The organism is Ruegeria lacuscaerulensis (assembly GCF_013031245.1).
GTDB classification, from domain to species: domain Bacteria; phylum Pseudomonadota; class Alphaproteobacteria; order Rhodobacterales; family Rhodobacteraceae; genus Ruegeria; species Ruegeria lacuscaerulensis_C.
In genome coordinates this window covers 41,171-56,941 of sequence record NZ_WPZL01000003.1, presented here as the reverse complement: position 1 = coordinate 56,941, position 15,771 = coordinate 41,171, and the positions used below count along the sequence as shown (strand labels likewise).

Sequence of the window (15,771 nt, the reverse complement as noted above, 5' to 3'; positions counted from 1 at the left end):
GATTGGCCAAACTCAACTGGTCAGGACGTTGTTTCCAAAATGCATGAACTCCAGATTCATGCCTGCGACTTCGCCTGCCTCAAGCTTTAGACTGCCGCCGTCGAGCATCTTGTAACTTGGCTGCGCTTTCACCCATTCATCCGCCGATTGCAGCGTTGTAAGCGTATAAGACGTTACTTCGTTCAGATAATGCGTCGGGATAACGATCTTGGGTTTCAGCCTGGCCACAATGTCATTTCCCTGATCATAGCTTAGGATATGTTGCGATCCATCCACCGGCAGTGTCAGGACATCCACTTGCCCAACGGCATCCCAGAACTCCTGAGGTGGGTTGTGACGGTTGTCGCCCCAGATCAGGGTGCGAATGCCTCCGGTCTCGACAAGATAGACGACCATATCCATATGCCCGACATTGTTGGGCGGGCAGGCTTCGACTCCGGATTCAGCCAGAGCGTTCGTCCAATCGTACCATCCCGGAGCAACGCAGGCGTGTTTGTCGGCGAAACCAGTGATCTTGAGATCGGCAAAGACAAATTCTCCGGCCATCCGATCCAGAACCATGGTCGAGTTGGGCCGCTCAATCGCATCGTGGTCGAAATGAGCATGCGTCGACATCGTAATATCGACCGGGATTTGGGGAAATTCGTTTCTGAACCACAGCCCCCACGCCCCGGATGGGTCGTCCCGCCAAGGATCGAACAGAACCGCCGCACCGCTGGGTGAGGTGATCTTGATCGCGCAATGACCATAGTAATCAATGCCGACCGCCCCTGTGCTTGATTGTCCAGTCGTGCCCTGCAATTCAATCACGTGGTTGTTGTTGCCAGGTTGCAACCATGCCTGTGACTGCGCTTGCGCCGGATTTGCACCTATCAGGGAGGCCCCGGCACCAACACCAGCAGCGCCCGCCGCCATGAAAAATGACCGGCGTGATAACCCCGGCGCCAAATCATCCCGATCGCCCTTCAGGATCGTCGGTTTCAGATCTTTTCGATCCATTTTTTTTCCTCTCTGTTGGACAGCACGGAATTTTCCGCGCCACCCTTGAGAGGATAGCGATGTCCTTCAAATTGGTTCAGATCGGAATCTTCCGGGGGAAATATGGGGGTAATCCCCATATTCGATGTTCACGAAATCGTGAGGAGATGGCTCCGAAGGTTCTGGTCCCGCCCCTCCAGACCAAGCTTTCGCCGGATATTGTTGCGATGAAAGTCAATCGTTGAGGTCTCACGTGACAGGGCTCGGGCGATGTCTTTTGTCGTCTTTCCTGACATAACCAGTTGTGCAATTTCAATCTCGGTCGGAGTCATGACCGCAAACGCGTCAGAAAGTCTGTCCGACATCAATGACGTAATTTCTCGCAGGTTCTGTTCCGCCAGATCCAGATAGGCGTGCTGAGCCTTATCCTCATCAAGTTGGCACCGAAGTTTGTCGAGATAGGGCAAAACCATACTGCGAACACGTTCGACGATCTGGTGGTCGCGGCTTTTTCGATCATCCTCGAAGCTGGATAACAGAACACGTAGTGCGGTGTTGGTTTCCTGCAGCTCGCGTGTCCGTTCCTGCACCCGGGTTTCCAACTGCGCAAGTGTTTCGTTCAGTTTTTCCTCAAGCGCACGGCGCAGGTAAACCTCTTGCAACAAAGCCAAATCCGACTCGACCATGCGCGCGAACTGAGCCAACCCTTCGCGGAAGATCAACGCCCGACGGTTGCGTTTCCGGTCGAGGACACAAATCGTTCCAAAGACGGAACCGTCGGGCCATTTAAGCGGCAAGCCGATGTAAAACGACATGCCATGTTCCATGTCGTCGTTGTCAGACCACGCCGGTTCACACGCCGCGTCTTCAACCACCAGCTCACCGTCGCGTTGCAATACACCCTGACAATAGAGTTTGGGGTGCAGACGAAAATTCATTCCCACCGGATAAGGGTTGTCGGGGTGGTCCGAAGTAATCAGCACCGAGTGGTCCGGTACATCTGTTTTCATAATCAGGCTGGCGGGAACATCTGCAAGTTGGGCAACCAGGTCGACGAGTTGCTGCCAATTGGCCATAGTTTCCTTGGGTATCTGCGGATGATCAATTGCCACCAACACGCTTCCCTATCCTGATCGCTATACGGTCAGGTTAAGGCGCTGAACTGTCTGCGATCAAGATATGAGCGCTCTGCGCCGCAGCATGGCTTTTTTAGCCGCCCCAGATCACTTTCACGTAGTTCTGGGTTTCCTTGTACGGCGGAACGCCACCGTGCTTTTCAACAGCTTCCGGGCCTGCATTATATGCGGCCAGAGCCAGACGCCAGGATTTGAACTTACGATACTGCCACGACAGGTATCGGGCGCCGCCTTCCAGGTTCTGTTTCGGATCATGCGGGTTCACACCCAGCAACTGTGCCGTGCCCGGCATCAACTGCGCCAAACCCAAAGCACCTTTGTGGGATTTTGCATGGGGATTCCAGCCACTTTCCTGTTGCACCAGGCGCAGGAACAACTCCTCCGGAACACTGTGTTTGCGGGCCGCCTGGCGGGCAAGTGCCATGTATTCGCCGCGGTACTTGCCGGTATAGCGTTTGCTGAAGCTGGGCTGGGCAGTTTTTGGCTTTAACCGCTCCGAATCCCGGTATTGCGTCGCTGCACGCGTATCCAGCACTTTGGATTGTTTGAGAAAAATATCTCTGCGGCTTTTCGTGGACAATGTGTCAGCCGTCACCGGAACCGAGACCAGCGCAAGGCACAAAACAGAAAAACCACCAACCAGAAAACGCATTAATGCCAATCTCGCTCGTTCAGGAACCCGAATAAGTATAAATATTTCAGCAAGCAATGAAAGCTTGGTAAACTGAAACCAGGAAATTTCTTGCCCACTGTTGCATCCATCAACTGTGTTTTAACCACGACGCAGGCCGTATAGGGTCGCACAGATACACAGCGTCAGATTCGGGCGCACTCTAGTCAGTCAAGAACGGGGAAATATATGGCGGGTTCAGTCAACAAGGTCATTCTGGTCGGAAATCTTGGCCGCGATCCTGAGGTAAGGACTTTCCAGAACGGTGGCAAAGTATGCAACCTGCGCATCGCTACATCCGAGACCTGGAAAGACCGCAACACCGGTGAACGCCGAGAGCGCACGGAGTGGCATAGCGTTGCGATTTTCAACGAAGGGCTTGTCCGCGTGGCGGAGCAGTACCTGCGCAAAGGCTCGAAGGTCTATCTCGAAGGGCAACTGCAGACCCGCAAATGGCAAGACCAGTCCGGGCAGGATCGGTATTCGACTGAGGTTGTTCTTCAAGGCTTCGGCTCGACACTCGTGATGCTGGACGCTCGCGGCGAAGGCGGCGGCAGTCAGTCTGGCGGATATGGCGGCGGTCAGGCCGGTGGCGGCTATGGCGACCCCTACGGCGGATCGTCCAGCGCCCCTGCCCCGGCATCAGGCGGAATCGACGACGACGAGATTCCGTTCTAACCCAAACGGAGATCTATCATGACATGGTCCTTCTCACTCGGCCGGGTACTTGGGTCGGAACTGAGGGTCCATGTCACCTTCTTCCTGTTATTGGCCTGGGTCGGTTTTGCCGCCTATTCCAGCGGCGGGCTACCGGCAGCAATCGAGAACCTGATTTTCGTACTGGCCCTGTTTGCCTGTGTCGTCGCGCATGAATTCGGCCACGCGCTGATGGCAAGGCGCTACGGGATCAAAACTCCTGATATCACTCTGCTGCCCATCGGCGGGTTGGCCCGGCTGGAACGAATGCCGGAAAAGCCAATGCAGGAGGTGTGGGTGGCCCTTGCCGGGCCCGCCGTCAACATTGTGATCTGGATCGTTCTGGTTGCGCTCGGGGCCGGTATGCCGCTGGAGACGATGGCGCAGATCGACACGACCGGGCCCAGCTTGTTGAGCCGTCTGGCTTATGTGAATCTGTTATTGGCCGTTTTCAACATGATTCCTGCCTTTCCAATGGATGGCGGTCGCGTTTTCCGCGCCCTTCTTTGCCTGAAAATGGACCGGGTTAAAGCCACCAGAATCGCTGCGATGAGCGGCCAGGCCGTTGCTGTGGCGTTTGGTTTCTGGGGGCTGAGCAGCGGTAATCCAATACTGGTCCTGATCGCCGTCTTTGTTTTCGTCGCAGCCAGCTCGGAAAGCCAGGACGTGGCCATGCGCTCGGTCGCGCGGCGGGTTCTGGCACGGGACGCAATGATCACCGAGTATCAGGCCCTGTCCCCAACTGACACATTGGCGACAGCGGCCCAGGCCGTCATTCATACCACGCAGCATGAATTCCCAGTATTGGCGCCAGACGGAGACCTCTTGGGATTCGTAACCCGAGGCCGTTTGTTTGCTGCTCTGGCTGGCGACAGCCCACGGTCGGAACCAGCCACATCCATCATGGAAACGGACATACCAAAGGTGCAACTGACCAGTGGATTGGAGATGGTTTTGGAGGGGCTGCACAAGGGAGCTCCGGCCATAGCGGTTTGTACGCACGCCGGGCATATGGTGGGCTATATCACCCGCGAAAACATCGGTGAGTTGATGGTCATCCGCGGGCGGTGATCAAACCGTCGCCAGAGCATCCTCAAGCACCGAAATCACAACATCTCGGGGGACGTCAGAAGTCACAAAGACCTGCCCTATACCCCGTGCCAGAATAAATCGCAGCTGGCCATCGATGACCTTCTTGTCCTGTGCCATCAGGTCCACGAGTGCCTCCGCGCTCGGCAGGTCGCCGGGAATATCTGCCAGATCGGTCTTCATCCCCATCGCGCGCAGATGTGCCCGCACACGGCTTGGGTCTTCTTGCGAGCACAACCCCAGGCGCGAGGACAGTTCAAACGCCAATGCGCAACCTATAGCCACGCCTTCACCATGCAGCAGCCGGTCGGAATACCCGGTCGCCGCTTCGAGCGCATGACAGAAGGTATGGCCCAGGTTCAGCAGCGCGCGGTCGCCTTGCTCGGTCTCGTCGCGCGCGACGATATCGGCTTTCATCTGGACTGAGCGGGTCACGGCACGCACCCGCGCAGCCATTTCTCCGCCGGAGACGTTCGGGCCATTCCCTTCCAGCCATTCAAAGAACTCAGCATCGCCCAGCAGGCCGTATTTCACGACCTCACCATAGCCCGACAGGAAATCCCGCTGAGTCATCGTGCCCAGCACCGCAGTATCTGCCAGCACCAGAGACGGCTGATGAAACGCCCCGATCAGGTTCTTGCCCTGCGGTGCATTGATCCCGGTCTTGCCTCCGACGGAACTGTCCACCTGCGCCAGCAGAGACGTCGGAATTTGCACGAACCGCACCCCGCGCCGCAGGACAGCAGCGGCAAAGCCCGCCAGATCGCCGATGACGCCGCCACCGAAAGCCACCACGACATCCCGGCGTTCGATCTTTTCGGACAAGAGCCACTCGACCGCGCGTTCGAAATGCGGCCAGCTTTTGGTTGCCTCCCCTGCTGGCAAGGCCAACGAAGACATCTCGATCCCCGCCTCAGCCAATCCGTCACGCAATGCATCCAGATGCAGGTCGGCCACATTCTCGTCCGTTAGCACGGCAACTTTGGGACGGTGCAGCAATGGCGCGATCCGTGTGCCGGACTGCGCCAGCAGGTCGGGCCCGATTTCCACATCATAGGAGCGTTCGCCAAGGTCTACATGTACGGTTTGGTGCATCTATTTTCGTTCCAAAACATCGGGGCGTGTCGCTAGGGCATTCAACACCCGGTCCACCATATTCTCGATCGAAGTCTCGCCGTCGGATTCGGCCACAAGATCAGCCTCCGCATAGACCGGTACACGCGCTTCATACAAGGAACGCAAAGTCGCATACGGGTCGGCGGTGCGAAGCAAAGGGCGCGTGTCCTTATGTTTGACCCTGTTCCACAGGACATTCAGGTCAGCCCGCAGCCAGACGGACACCCCGCGTTCCGTAATCATTTGGCGGTTCGATTGAGCCAAAAAAGCACCACCTCCGGTCGACAGGATGCCTTTCTCCTCGTCCAGCAGGCGCCCGATAACCTGGCTTTCCTTAGTGCGGAAAAACGGCTCACCGTCGCGTTCAAATATCTCGGGGATGGTCATATTGGCCGCCGATTCGATCTCGGCATCGCTGTCGAGGAAGGGAACACCCAGTCGCGCGGCCAAAGCCCGGCCCACAGCAGTCTTGCCTGCGCCCATCATCCCTACAAGAACCACCGTTTTGTGCAGTGCAAACCCTGCAACAGGTTCGGAGTTGTGGGTGTTATGCTTAATTTCGCTCATTTCACCGTGAATGACGTGATCTTAGGAAAAATGCTAGCTATAACTATGGCAAAAGAGAAAATTGGGGCAGTGTTGAGCAATGGGCCGTCTGATCAAGTTCCTGATATACCTTGTATGCCTGTGTTTCATCGGGCTGGTGGCATATGCCTATCTGGGGCCGTTCTTCGGCGCGGATTTCTCAGCCCCGCAGGACGAGATCAGAGAACCGGTAATCCTGAATGTCGAATAAGGCCGCAGTGTTCGCGCTGTTTCTGGCCGGATCGGCGCAGGCGCAGCAGGAACCTCTTTCAGTCATTGAATGGTTGAGCAACCCGCCAGAGAACCTGCCGGGCACGGTTCTGCTGGAACCTCCGGTGACGCAGACCGGTATCCAGCCGGATGTCGAAGTCACTCCGCTTGAGGCGTTGTCGCAACCGCTGGGCCTTGTATCGTCGACTGTGACCGGCCTACCGATTGACATGTGGCAGAACAGCGATTCCGAACGTCTGGCCGAACTAATTGCCCGCGTGCCTGTCAAGTACAACCCCGCCATGCAGCGCCTGCTTTTTACCCTGCTACTGTCTGAGGCGCGGTCACCTGCAGAGCCGAACGCGCAGGAAACACTGCTGTTAGCAAGGCTAGACCGGCTGATGCAGCTTGGCGCTGCTGATCCGGTGCAGTCACTTGTGCAATTGGCTGGCCCTACGGACAGCCGCGACCGGTTTCAGCGCTGGTTCGACGCGACGCTGCTGACCGGGGACGAGGATCGAAGCTGCACAGCTCTGATCGCCCAACCACATCTGTCGCAAGATTACGCGGCCCAGATTTTCTGCAAGGCTCGGCGGGGAGATTGGGCTTCGGCGGCCCTGACGTTAGAAGCAGCACATGCGCTGCAAGTTCTGCCATCTGAGGATCTGGCGGTGTTGGACCGGTTCCTCAGCCCCGAATTGTTTGAAGATGCGGAATACCTGCCGCAACCGGATCACCCGGACCCGCTAAGTTTCCGTCTTTACGAAGCAATTGGCGAACGGTTGCCCTCGGCCCCGCTGCCGCGGGCCTTTGCCAACGCCGACCTTCGGGATGTGGCTGGCTGGAAAGCACAGATCGAAGCCGCTGAACGATTGACTCGGATCGGCGCGCTGACCCCCAATCAGCTATTGGGCCTGTACACCGAACGCGATCCGGCGGCCTCCGGTGCGGTCTGGGACAGGGTCGCGGCGATTCAGCGGTTTGAAACTGCGCTTGAGTCAGGGAAGCCTAAAAAAATTTCCAAAGCCCTGATAGCCGTTTGGGAACAGATGCGCGACGTTGGGCTTGAGGTTCCATTTGCCGAGCTTTTCGCCGGCCGCTTGTCGCAAATCACTCTTTCCGACCCAGCGGCCGAGAACCTGAGGTGGCGTATCCTGCTTCTGTCCGAGCTATATGAGACCGCCGCACTTTCTGCGCCGGATCAGTCCGAAGAGTCGCAGTTTTTGGCCGCGCTGGCGCAGGGCGACCCCGGGCGCGCGCCTTCGCCGTCGCCTTTGGCGGATGCAATCGCTGAAGGGTTTGCCTGGGCGGCACCGATCCCGTCGGATATCGAAGCGCTTCTCGCAAACGATCAACTGGGTGAGGCCATTCTGGAAACCATGGAGCGGTTTGCCCACGGATCTCGCGGGAATCTCGTGGACCTAACCGCCGCTATCGCAACGCTGCGCCGGGTGGGCCTTGAGGACACAGCTCGCCGTGCAGCGCTGAACCTGCTGATCCTGCAGGGCACCTGATCATGGCGTCCCCGGCCACTCAGGAATTGTGGATCTCCACCTTTTTGCAGGCACAGGCCGCAGAACTTGGGGCAGCCACCAACACGCTGCTGGCCTATGGGCGCGACCTGAAGGATTTCGCGGCCTGGCTGGAACGCCGCAAAACCGGGTTTGCCGAGGCTGAGCGCGACCAGATCGAGGCCTACCTGATCGACTGCGATGCGCAGGGTTTGTCGAAATCCACCCGCGCGCGGCGGCTGTCCGCAATCAAACAACTCTATAGGTTTGCGTTTGAAGAAGGCTGGCGTGACACCAACCCGGCCATTCAGATCAAGGGCCCGGGTCGGCAAAAGCGCCTGCCTAAGACGCTCGACGTGCCCGAAGTGGACCGGCTGCTGCAGGCCGCGCGCCAAACCGGACGCACGGAATCAGACCGCCTGCGCAACACCTGCCTGATGGAAGTTCTGTATGCCACCGGTATGCGCGTGACCGAGCTTGTCTCGCTGCCCGTGTCATCGGCGCGTGGCGACCCGCGGATGCTGCTGGTTCTTGGCAAAGGCGGTAAGGAGCGGATGGTGCCGCTGTCTCCCCCTGCCCGCGAAGCTTTGTCTGTCTGGCTGAAAACAAGGGATGAAGCCGAAGATCGGTTGGTGTCAGATGGAGGCCAGCGATCGAAGTTCCTGTTTCCGTCGCGCGGCAAGTCCGGGCACCTGACCCGACACATGTTCTTTCTGCTGGTTAAGGAGCTGGCTGTTCAGGGCGGTGTACCACCGGAAAAGGTCACACCCCATACGCTGCGCCATGCCTTCGCCACGCACCTGCTTGCCAACGGAGCCGATCTGCGGTCAATTCAGACGTTACTAGGGCACGCCGACGTGGCCACCACCGAAATCTACACTCATGTTCTGGACGAACGGCTGGCAGAACTGGTGTTGGAGCATCACCCGCTGGCCAAAGACACCGACGACAAGGGCTAAGCCCTTGATCCGGTGGGGCTGCGCCCCCATAACAAATGCAGAAACACCAACAACCAAGGACCGATGGAACCCTCTTCTTCTCTGATCGACAGCGCATTCTGGTTTACCACAGGCGCTATTTTGCTTTTGCTCATCCTGTCGGGTTTTTTCTCGGGTTCTGAAACGGCATTGACCGCATCTTCACGCGGGAAGCTTCGGGCGCAGGCCGACAAGGGCTCGCGCGGGGCAAAAAAGGCGCTGGACATCACCGACGACAACGAACGCCTGATTGGTTCCGTGTTGCTGGGCAACAATCTTGTGAACATCCTTGCGGCCTCATTGGCAACTGCGCTGTTCACTCGGCTGTTCGGGGAAAGCGGCGTGGCGTTGGCGACGCTGGTGATGACCTTGTTGGTTCTGATCTTTGCCGAGGTTCTGCCCAAGACTTACGCCATTACAAACGCGGAAAAGGCAGCAGCCGCTGTTGCGCCGATCATCAGCGTTGTCGTGACCGTATTCTCACCCATCGTTGCAGCCGTGCGTCTGCTGGTGCGCGGCGTTCTGCGCGTATTCGGCGTGCAGATCGACCCGGACAGCAACATTCTGGCCGTCCGCGAGGAAATCGCCGGAGCCCTGCAGCTGGGCCATTCCGAAGGTGTGGTCGAAAAAGAAGACCGCGACCGTATCCTCGGCGCGCTGGATCTGGGGGACCGTACGGTCGAAGAGATCATGTTGCACCGCTCGAATATCGAGATGATCGACGCGGACGACGCGCCCGAGGCCATTCTGCAGCAATGCCTGAAAAGCCAGCATACTCGACTGCCCGTGTTCCGGGATGAACCCGAAAACATCGTCGGCGTGGTACACGCAAAAGACCTGTTCCGCGCCATGTACGCCCATGCTGGCGGAACGGAGGGCGATGCCAACCGGCTGAAAGAATTCGACATTTCCAAAGTTGCGAACGACCCCTATTTCGTGCCGGAAACCACCACGCTGGACGACCAGATGCGGGAATTCCTGCGCATGCACAGTCATTTCGCGCTGGTGGTCGACGAATATGGTTCATTGCGTGGTCTGATTACGCTCGAAGATATCCTTGAGGAAATCGTGGGTGAAATCGCAGACGAATTCGACATTGAAGAGGACGTCCCGGTGACTCGCACCGAAGACGGGCAGTACCTGGTTGAAGGCGCAATGACGATCCGGGACGCGAACCGCGCCATGGAATGGTCCCTGCCCGACGAAGAAGCCAATACCGTGGCCGGACTTGTCATTCATGAGGCGCAGATGATCCCCACTGTCGGACAGGTCTTTTCGTTCCACGGTTTCCGGTTCGAAGTGACTGAACGCGAAGGAAACCGGATCACGGGATTGAAGATCCGCCCCCTCTAAACAATAGCCTGCGACAAGTAGTGTCGCGAACGGAACAGTAAACCCCGCATCGCGCTTGCAGGCTTTGGCCAAATTACACGGGAGGCGAGACGTGAAGACCACAACTCAGGTAGCAGTGATCGGCGGGGGCGTCGTAGGATGCTCAGTTCTTTATCACCTTACCAAACTGGGCTGGTCGGACGTGATGCTGCTGGAGCGGTCCGAACTGACCAGCGGGTCCACATGGCACGCGGCCGGAGGTTTTCACACCCTGAATGGCGACACCAATATGGCTGCGCTGCAAGGTTATACGATCCGACTGTATAAGGAGCTGGAAGAGATCACCGGCATGTCCTGCGGGCTGCACCATGTGGGCGGGGTGACGCTAGCCGACAATCAGGACCGGTTCGACATGCTGCTGGCTGAACGCGCCAAGCATCGGTTCATGGGGTTGGAAACAGAAATCGTCGGGCCGGAAGAGATAAAAAAGATCGCCCCTATCACCAATACGGACGGGATCATCGGCGCGCTTTACGATCCGCTGGATGGTCATCTGGACCCGTCCGGAACCACACATGCCTATGCCAAGGCCGCCCGAATGGGCGGAGCCACGATTGAAACCCACTGCATGGTGCGGGAAACTAAACAACGCCGAGATGGCACCTGGGATGTTGTCACTGACAAAGGCACCATCCATGCTGAACATCTGGTCAACGCCGGTGGCCTGTGGGCGCGCGAAGTTGGCGCGATGGCTGGCATCTATTTCCCTCTGCACCCGATGGAGCATCAGTATCTGGTGACCGACTCGATTCCTCAGATCGAAGCGATCATCGACGCCGGTGGCGAGCACCCTCATGTGATGGACCCGGCCGGGGAAAGCTACCTGCGGCAAGAAGGGCGCGGATTGTGCATCGGTTTCTATGAGCAGCCCTGCAAGCCTTGGGCGGTCGACGGAACCCCGTGGGAGTTCGGGCATGAATTGCTGCCCGATGACTACGACAAGATCACCGACAGTATCGAATTCGCCTACAAACGCTTTCCCGTTTTGGCCGAGGCCGGTGTGAAATCGGTGATCCACGGTCCGTTCACCTTTGCGCCGGACGGGAACCCACTGGTCGGACCGGTACCGGGTGTACGCAACTACTGGTCGGCCTGTGGCGTTATGGCAGGCTTCAGCCAGGGCGGCGGTGTCGGCCTGACGCTGGCCCAATGGATGATCGAGGGCGAGCCCGAGCGTGATGTGTTTGCGATGGACGTGGCTCGGTTCGGCGACTGGATCAGCCCCGGCTACACTCGCCCCAAGGTAATCGAGAACTACCAAAAGCGGTTCAGCGTCGCCTACCCTAATGAGGAACTACCTGCCGCGCGTCCGAACCGGACGACCCCGATGTACGACATCTTCAGCGATCTGGGCGCGGTTTGGGGCCAGCAATATGGCCTGGAGGTCCCGAACTACTTTGCGCAAGACGGTGAGCCCGGATACGAGACACCCTCGTTCCGCCGCTCTGACGCATTCGACGCGACCGGTCGCGAGGTGCGCGCAGTTCGTGGCGGTGTCGGCATCAATGAAGTCCACAATTTTGGAAAATACCGTATCTCTGGTCCGGGGGCACGGGACTGGCTGGACCGGATCATGGCCGGGCGCATTCCACAACCGGGGCGCGTATCACTGACACCCATGTTGTCGCCTAAGGGCAAGTTGATCGGAGATTTCACTGTATCTTGCTTGGGAGAAACCGAATTCCGGCTGACTGCCTCGTATGGCAGCCAGGCCTTTCACATGCGGTGGTTCCTGCAGCATCAGGAAGACGGCACTAAAGTCGAAAACATCAGCGACAAGTTGAACGGATTTCAGATCGCCGGACCCAAAGCAGTACAGGTTTTGTCGGCGTGCACCCGTGAAGACCTCGCGGATATTCGGTTCCTAGACGTACGGCGCATGACGGTAGGCATGACCGACTGTATCGTCCAGCGGGTCAGCTATACAGGCGATCTGGGGTTTGAGATATACTGTGATCCGATGGCCCAACGGCAATTGTGGTGGACCCTGTGGGCGGCTGGACACCAACACGACATGGTACCCTTTGGCATGCGCGCGATGATGAGCTTGCGATTGGACAAGTTCTTTGGCTCGTGGATGCGAGAATTCTCGCCCGATTACACCGCAGCCGAGGCAGGTCTGGACAGGTTCATATCCTTCTCAAAAAAAGCGGATTTCATCGGTCGGTCGGCTGCCGAGCTTGAACGGGTCGAGGGACCAGCACGTAAACTGGTGGCGTTCGAGGTTGACGCGGACGACGCGGACGTGAACGCCTATGAACCGATCTGGCTGGACGGTAAGGTCGCGGGTTTCTGCACCTCTGGCGGGTATTCGCATTACGCCGAGAAGTCGGTGGCCTTGGGTTTTCTTCCCGTGGACCGCGCGACCGGCGGGGTAGAAGTTGAAATCGAAATCCTCGGGCAGCTACGCCCGGCGCGCGTAATCTCAAAGCCTCTGTTTGATGCGGATGGCGCGCGTATGCGGGGATGACAACCCCCATCCCCAGCGGCATGTTAGCGGAATGATTCCGATACCAATCATTCTGCTGGCCGCTGGAAACTCCAGTCGTATGGGCGGCAAAGACAAGCTCTTGCTGCCCGTCGACGGCCAGCCGCTGTTACGCCGTTCAGCCTTGATTGCGCGTATCGCGGCACCTGTCATTGTGGCGCTGCCGCCCTCTCCGCATCCAAGACACGACGCGCTAGAGGGACTGGACGTTCACAAAATCGAAGTTCCGGACGCAAGCGAAGGCATGAACGCCAGCCTGCGAGGTGCTCTGATGCATGTGCCACCGGGTTCCCCCGCTGCCATGATCCTGCTGGCTGATCTGCCGGAAATCACCACCGCAGACCTGGAGAGTGTTCTTGAGTCGGTCCAAACCAATCCGGACAAGCTGATATGGCGTGGCGCAACCGCCGCGGGAAAACCTGGTCATCCGGTCGTGTTCGACCGCAGCCTTTTCGACCGTCTCAGCCAACTGACAGGCGATGCGGGTGCTCAAGCCATCGTGCGGGCGTTTTCAGACAAAGTGCACTTGCAGCCGTTGCCCGAACAAAACGCTCTGATGGATATTGATACGCCCGCAGACTGGGCGGCATGGAAGGCAAATCGAAGGTCCTGAAATGAACACGGCCCGGTCGATTTCGACCGGGCCGGTTGCCCAAAACAGGACTACCACTTTTCACCAATCCTAAAAGCGCGGCCAAGATTACCAAATTGGCATTCTGGCTATTCCGCTGCCGAACCTAAACAAGACCCCCTCGTTAACATGCCGCTCAGCGCTTCCAGTGATTGTGACAAGCCTCAGGCACCCCCTAGTGCCATCGGCTCCCCCTCGCTTGGGCTCTTACATCGTCACCCATTCGATGGTTCCAAACAACGTAAAACTGGCTAGTGCGGTTATTTTTGCCGATATCAGAATGGTTTTTCCGCAACATCCCCCTGATCGACAATCAACCTCAGGTAGAGTCTCCTATCGACTTAATCCAGCATCTCTACTGGTTATGCATAAACCTAATGAGCTATCTGGCAATTTTGTCGAGAATTGTTGCTAATTTCTTTGGCGGACATCGAGCAAGCCCACAACCAAAAGACGATTCCCCAAATATTCGAAAAATCAGTGGCTGATTTGTTAACGATTCTGATTCAATTCAATGCTTTTCACGTATTGGCGCCAAAATCGGCAACAATCCACCGATTCTCAGAGGATGATTCGCACGAATCCTCCGATCCCCTGTATTGACCTCGCAGGATAGAACACCCGTTTGCGGCAAAATTAAGATTTCTTAACAAATCACTCAGGAAACACTCAGACTGAAGGCGCATCTCCTGTTCCAACGCGCGGCCGCAATCGCGTGATATAAACAGGAGACAAAAATGAGCATCCGCAAGTCCTCTCTTCTTTTCCCCGGGACATCCAGTTGGGTTGGCGTTGGCGCGTTGAGTGCCGCCATGCTGGCAACGACCGCCCTGCCCTCGATGGCTGACGAAGCCCTGGCCGATCTCGTTGAGAGTGTGTCACCCTCAGTCGTCACAATCATCGCAGAACAAAACGCTGCACCGATGCCGGCCCAGGGACAGGAATTCGATTTCGAAGGCCACCCATTTGGTGAGTTCTTCAAGCGCTTTGGCGCACCCGAAGGGTTCAACGCGCCGCAGCGCGGTCCGGCACAGGGCCTGGGATCGGGCTTCGTATTGGATGAGACCGGGTACATCGTGACCAATCACCACGTCGTTGACAATGCATCGACCGTGACCGTGCGCATGTCGGACGACCGCACATTCGACGCCGAAGTTGTCGGCACCGACCCGCTGACCGACATCGCCGTTCTGAAGATCGACGCAGGTGAAACCTTGCAGGCCGTCAATCTGGGCGACAGCGATGTGATTCGCGTGGGCGAAGACGTTGTGGCCATCGGCAACCCCTTCGGGCTGCACTCGACCGTTACCACCGGGATCGTGTCGGCCAAGGGTCGCAACATCTCGCAGGGGCCATACGCTGAATTCATCCAGACTGATGCCGCCATCAACAAGGGCAACTCGGGCGGGCCACTGTTCAACATGGAAGGTGAAGTGATCGGCGTGAACTCGGCCATTTACTCGCCAACCGGCGGGTCCGTGGGCCTGGGCTTTGCCGTGACATCCAACATCGTCGAACATATCGCAGACGATCTGCGCGACGACGGACAGGTAAGCCGCGGCTGGCTGGGTGTTTCGATCCAGAATGTCAGCCCCGAAATCGCAGCGGCCATGGGCATCGACACTTCGACCGGGGCGTTGGTCTCGGATGTCGTTGAAGGTAGCCCGGCTGAGGGTGTGCTGAAACAGGGCGACGTTATCCTCTCGTTCAACAATGAGGCCGTCGACTCTAGCAGCGACCTTCCGATCCTTGTCGGCACAACCAAAGTGGGCTCCGACAGCGTTCTGACCGTTCTTCGCGATGGCGCGGAACAACAGCTTGAGCTGACCATCGGCCAATACCAAAGTGCCTCGGCCGAAATGGACAGGTCGGTGGATGAAACCGTTTCTGGCACAGCTCTGGGCGTTACCGTCGCACCTTTAACGGACATGAATCGCGCTGAAATGGGTGTTGGCGAAAACGTCGATGGTGTGGTCGTGACCGATCTGAAGCCGGACAGCCCGGCCGCAAAAGCCGGTCTGCAACGTGGCGATGTGATCGTGAAACTGGGTGGTCAGGAAACTGCCACTCCGGACGCGTTGAAAGCCGCGTTGGACAGCGAAAAGACCGATCCGGCGCTTGTCCTGATCAATCGCGGCGGAAATCAGATCTTTGTCGCGGTGGAAATCGCCTGATCTGACACCAGCGCGCGCCACTTGATGGGGAAATCTGGCGGGCGCCTCCTCGGCGGGTTTGAATTGTCCGCAAACCGCCGGGACTGCCGGGTGCACTGCGATGCACCCGGCACGTACA

The 15,771-nt window shown here is 57.8% G+C and carries 14 protein-coding genes; 9 read left to right on the top strand and 5 right to left on the bottom strand.

Annotation, left to right across the window (positions count from 1 at the left end):
* Nucleotides 1-12 precede the first annotated feature (12 nt).
* The 3 genes from GOX66_RS04970 to GOX66_RS04960 all read right to left on the bottom strand — a co-directional run bounded on the left by GOX66_RS04970 (nucleotide 13) and on the right by GOX66_RS04960 (nucleotide 2,766).
* Nucleotides 13-999: an MBL fold metallo-hydrolase gene (locus GOX66_RS04970; protein WP_170760206.1), complete on the bottom strand. Its 987-nt coding sequence runs from the start codon at nucleotides 997-999 to the stop codon at nucleotides 13-15.
* A 128-nt stretch (nucleotides 1,000-1,127) separates the two neighbouring features.
* Nucleotides 1,128-2,090 (bottom strand): LuxR C-terminal-related transcriptional regulator, encoded by a 963-nt coding sequence (locus GOX66_RS04965; protein ID WP_336509283.1) that lies wholly within the window; start codon nucleotides 2,088-2,090, stop codon nucleotides 1,128-1,130.
* A gap of 97 nt (nucleotides 2,091-2,187) precedes the next feature.
* Nucleotides 2,188-2,766 (bottom strand): lytic transglycosylase domain-containing protein, encoded by a 579-nt coding sequence (locus GOX66_RS04960; protein ID WP_170760200.1) that lies wholly within the window; start codon nucleotides 2,764-2,766, stop codon nucleotides 2,188-2,190.
* A 207-nt stretch (nucleotides 2,767-2,973) separates the two neighbouring features.
* Here GOX66_RS04960 and ssb point away from each other — a divergent pair, with 207 nt between their 5' ends.
* Entirely contained in the window at nucleotides 2,974-3,462 is a 489-nt protein-coding gene (gene ssb, locus GOX66_RS04955) for a single-stranded DNA-binding protein (protein WP_170760198.1), read from the top strand.
* 18 nt (nucleotides 3,463-3,480) lie between these two features.
* Nucleotides 3,481-4,551, top strand: coding sequence for a site-2 protease family protein (locus GOX66_RS04950; RefSeq protein WP_170760197.1), 1,071 nt, complete (start codon nucleotides 3,481-3,483; stop codon nucleotides 4,549-4,551).
* On the opposite strand, the gene aroB is transcribed toward GOX66_RS04950, so the two are convergent.
* Nucleotides 4,552-5,664: a 3-dehydroquinate synthase gene (gene aroB / locus GOX66_RS04945; RefSeq protein ID WP_170760196.1), complete on the bottom strand. Its 1,113-nt coding sequence runs from the start codon at nucleotides 5,662-5,664 to the stop codon at nucleotides 4,552-4,554.
* Nucleotides 5,665-6,252 (bottom strand): shikimate kinase, encoded by a 588-nt coding sequence (locus GOX66_RS04940; RefSeq protein WP_170760195.1) that lies wholly within the window; start codon nucleotides 6,250-6,252, stop codon nucleotides 5,665-5,667.
* A gap of 79 nt (nucleotides 6,253-6,331) precedes the next feature.
* Between GOX66_RS04940 and GOX66_RS04935 the strand changes: the two genes are divergently transcribed.
* The 7 genes from GOX66_RS04935 to GOX66_RS04905 all read left to right on the top strand — a co-directional run bounded on the left by GOX66_RS04935 (nucleotide 6,332) and on the right by GOX66_RS04905 (nucleotide 15,653).
* On the top strand, nucleotides 6,332-6,481 hold the full coding sequence (locus tag GOX66_RS04935) for a hypothetical protein (RefSeq protein ID WP_170760194.1): 150 nt from the start codon (nucleotides 6,332-6,334) through the stop codon (nucleotides 6,479-6,481).
* Nucleotides 6,471-7,994, top strand: coding sequence for a hypothetical protein (locus GOX66_RS04930; RefSeq protein ID WP_170760193.1), 1,524 nt, complete (start codon nucleotides 6,471-6,473; stop codon nucleotides 7,992-7,994). Before GOX66_RS04935 ends, GOX66_RS04930 begins: the two co-directional genes overlap by 11 nt.
* A 2-nt stretch (nucleotides 7,995-7,996) precedes the next feature.
* Nucleotides 7,997-8,950 (top strand): site-specific tyrosine recombinase XerD, encoded by a 954-nt coding sequence (locus GOX66_RS04925; protein ID WP_170760192.1) that lies wholly within the window; start codon nucleotides 7,997-7,999, stop codon nucleotides 8,948-8,950.
* Between the two features lie 63 nt (nucleotides 8,951-9,013).
* Nucleotides 9,014-10,321: an HlyC/CorC family transporter gene (locus GOX66_RS04920; protein WP_170760191.1), complete on the top strand. Its 1,308-nt coding sequence runs from the start codon at nucleotides 9,014-9,016 to the stop codon at nucleotides 10,319-10,321.
* A 91-nt stretch (nucleotides 10,322-10,412) separates the two neighbouring features.
* Nucleotides 10,413-12,830, top strand: a complete 2,418-nt coding sequence (locus tag GOX66_RS04915; RefSeq protein ID WP_170760189.1) for an FAD-dependent oxidoreductase — start codon at nucleotides 10,413-10,415, stop codon at nucleotides 12,828-12,830.
* Nucleotides 12,831-12,861: 31 nt separating this feature from the next.
* Complete coding sequence (locus tag GOX66_RS04910) at nucleotides 12,862-13,461, top strand: nucleotidyltransferase family protein (RefSeq protein WP_170760188.1); 600 nt, start codon at nucleotides 12,862-12,864, stop codon at nucleotides 13,459-13,461.
* Nucleotides 13,462-14,216: 755 nt separating this feature from the next.
* Nucleotides 14,217-15,653 (top strand): Do family serine endopeptidase, encoded by a 1,437-nt coding sequence (locus GOX66_RS04905; protein WP_170760186.1) that lies wholly within the window; start codon nucleotides 14,217-14,219, stop codon nucleotides 15,651-15,653.
* Nucleotides 15,654-15,771 lie beyond the last annotated feature (118 nt).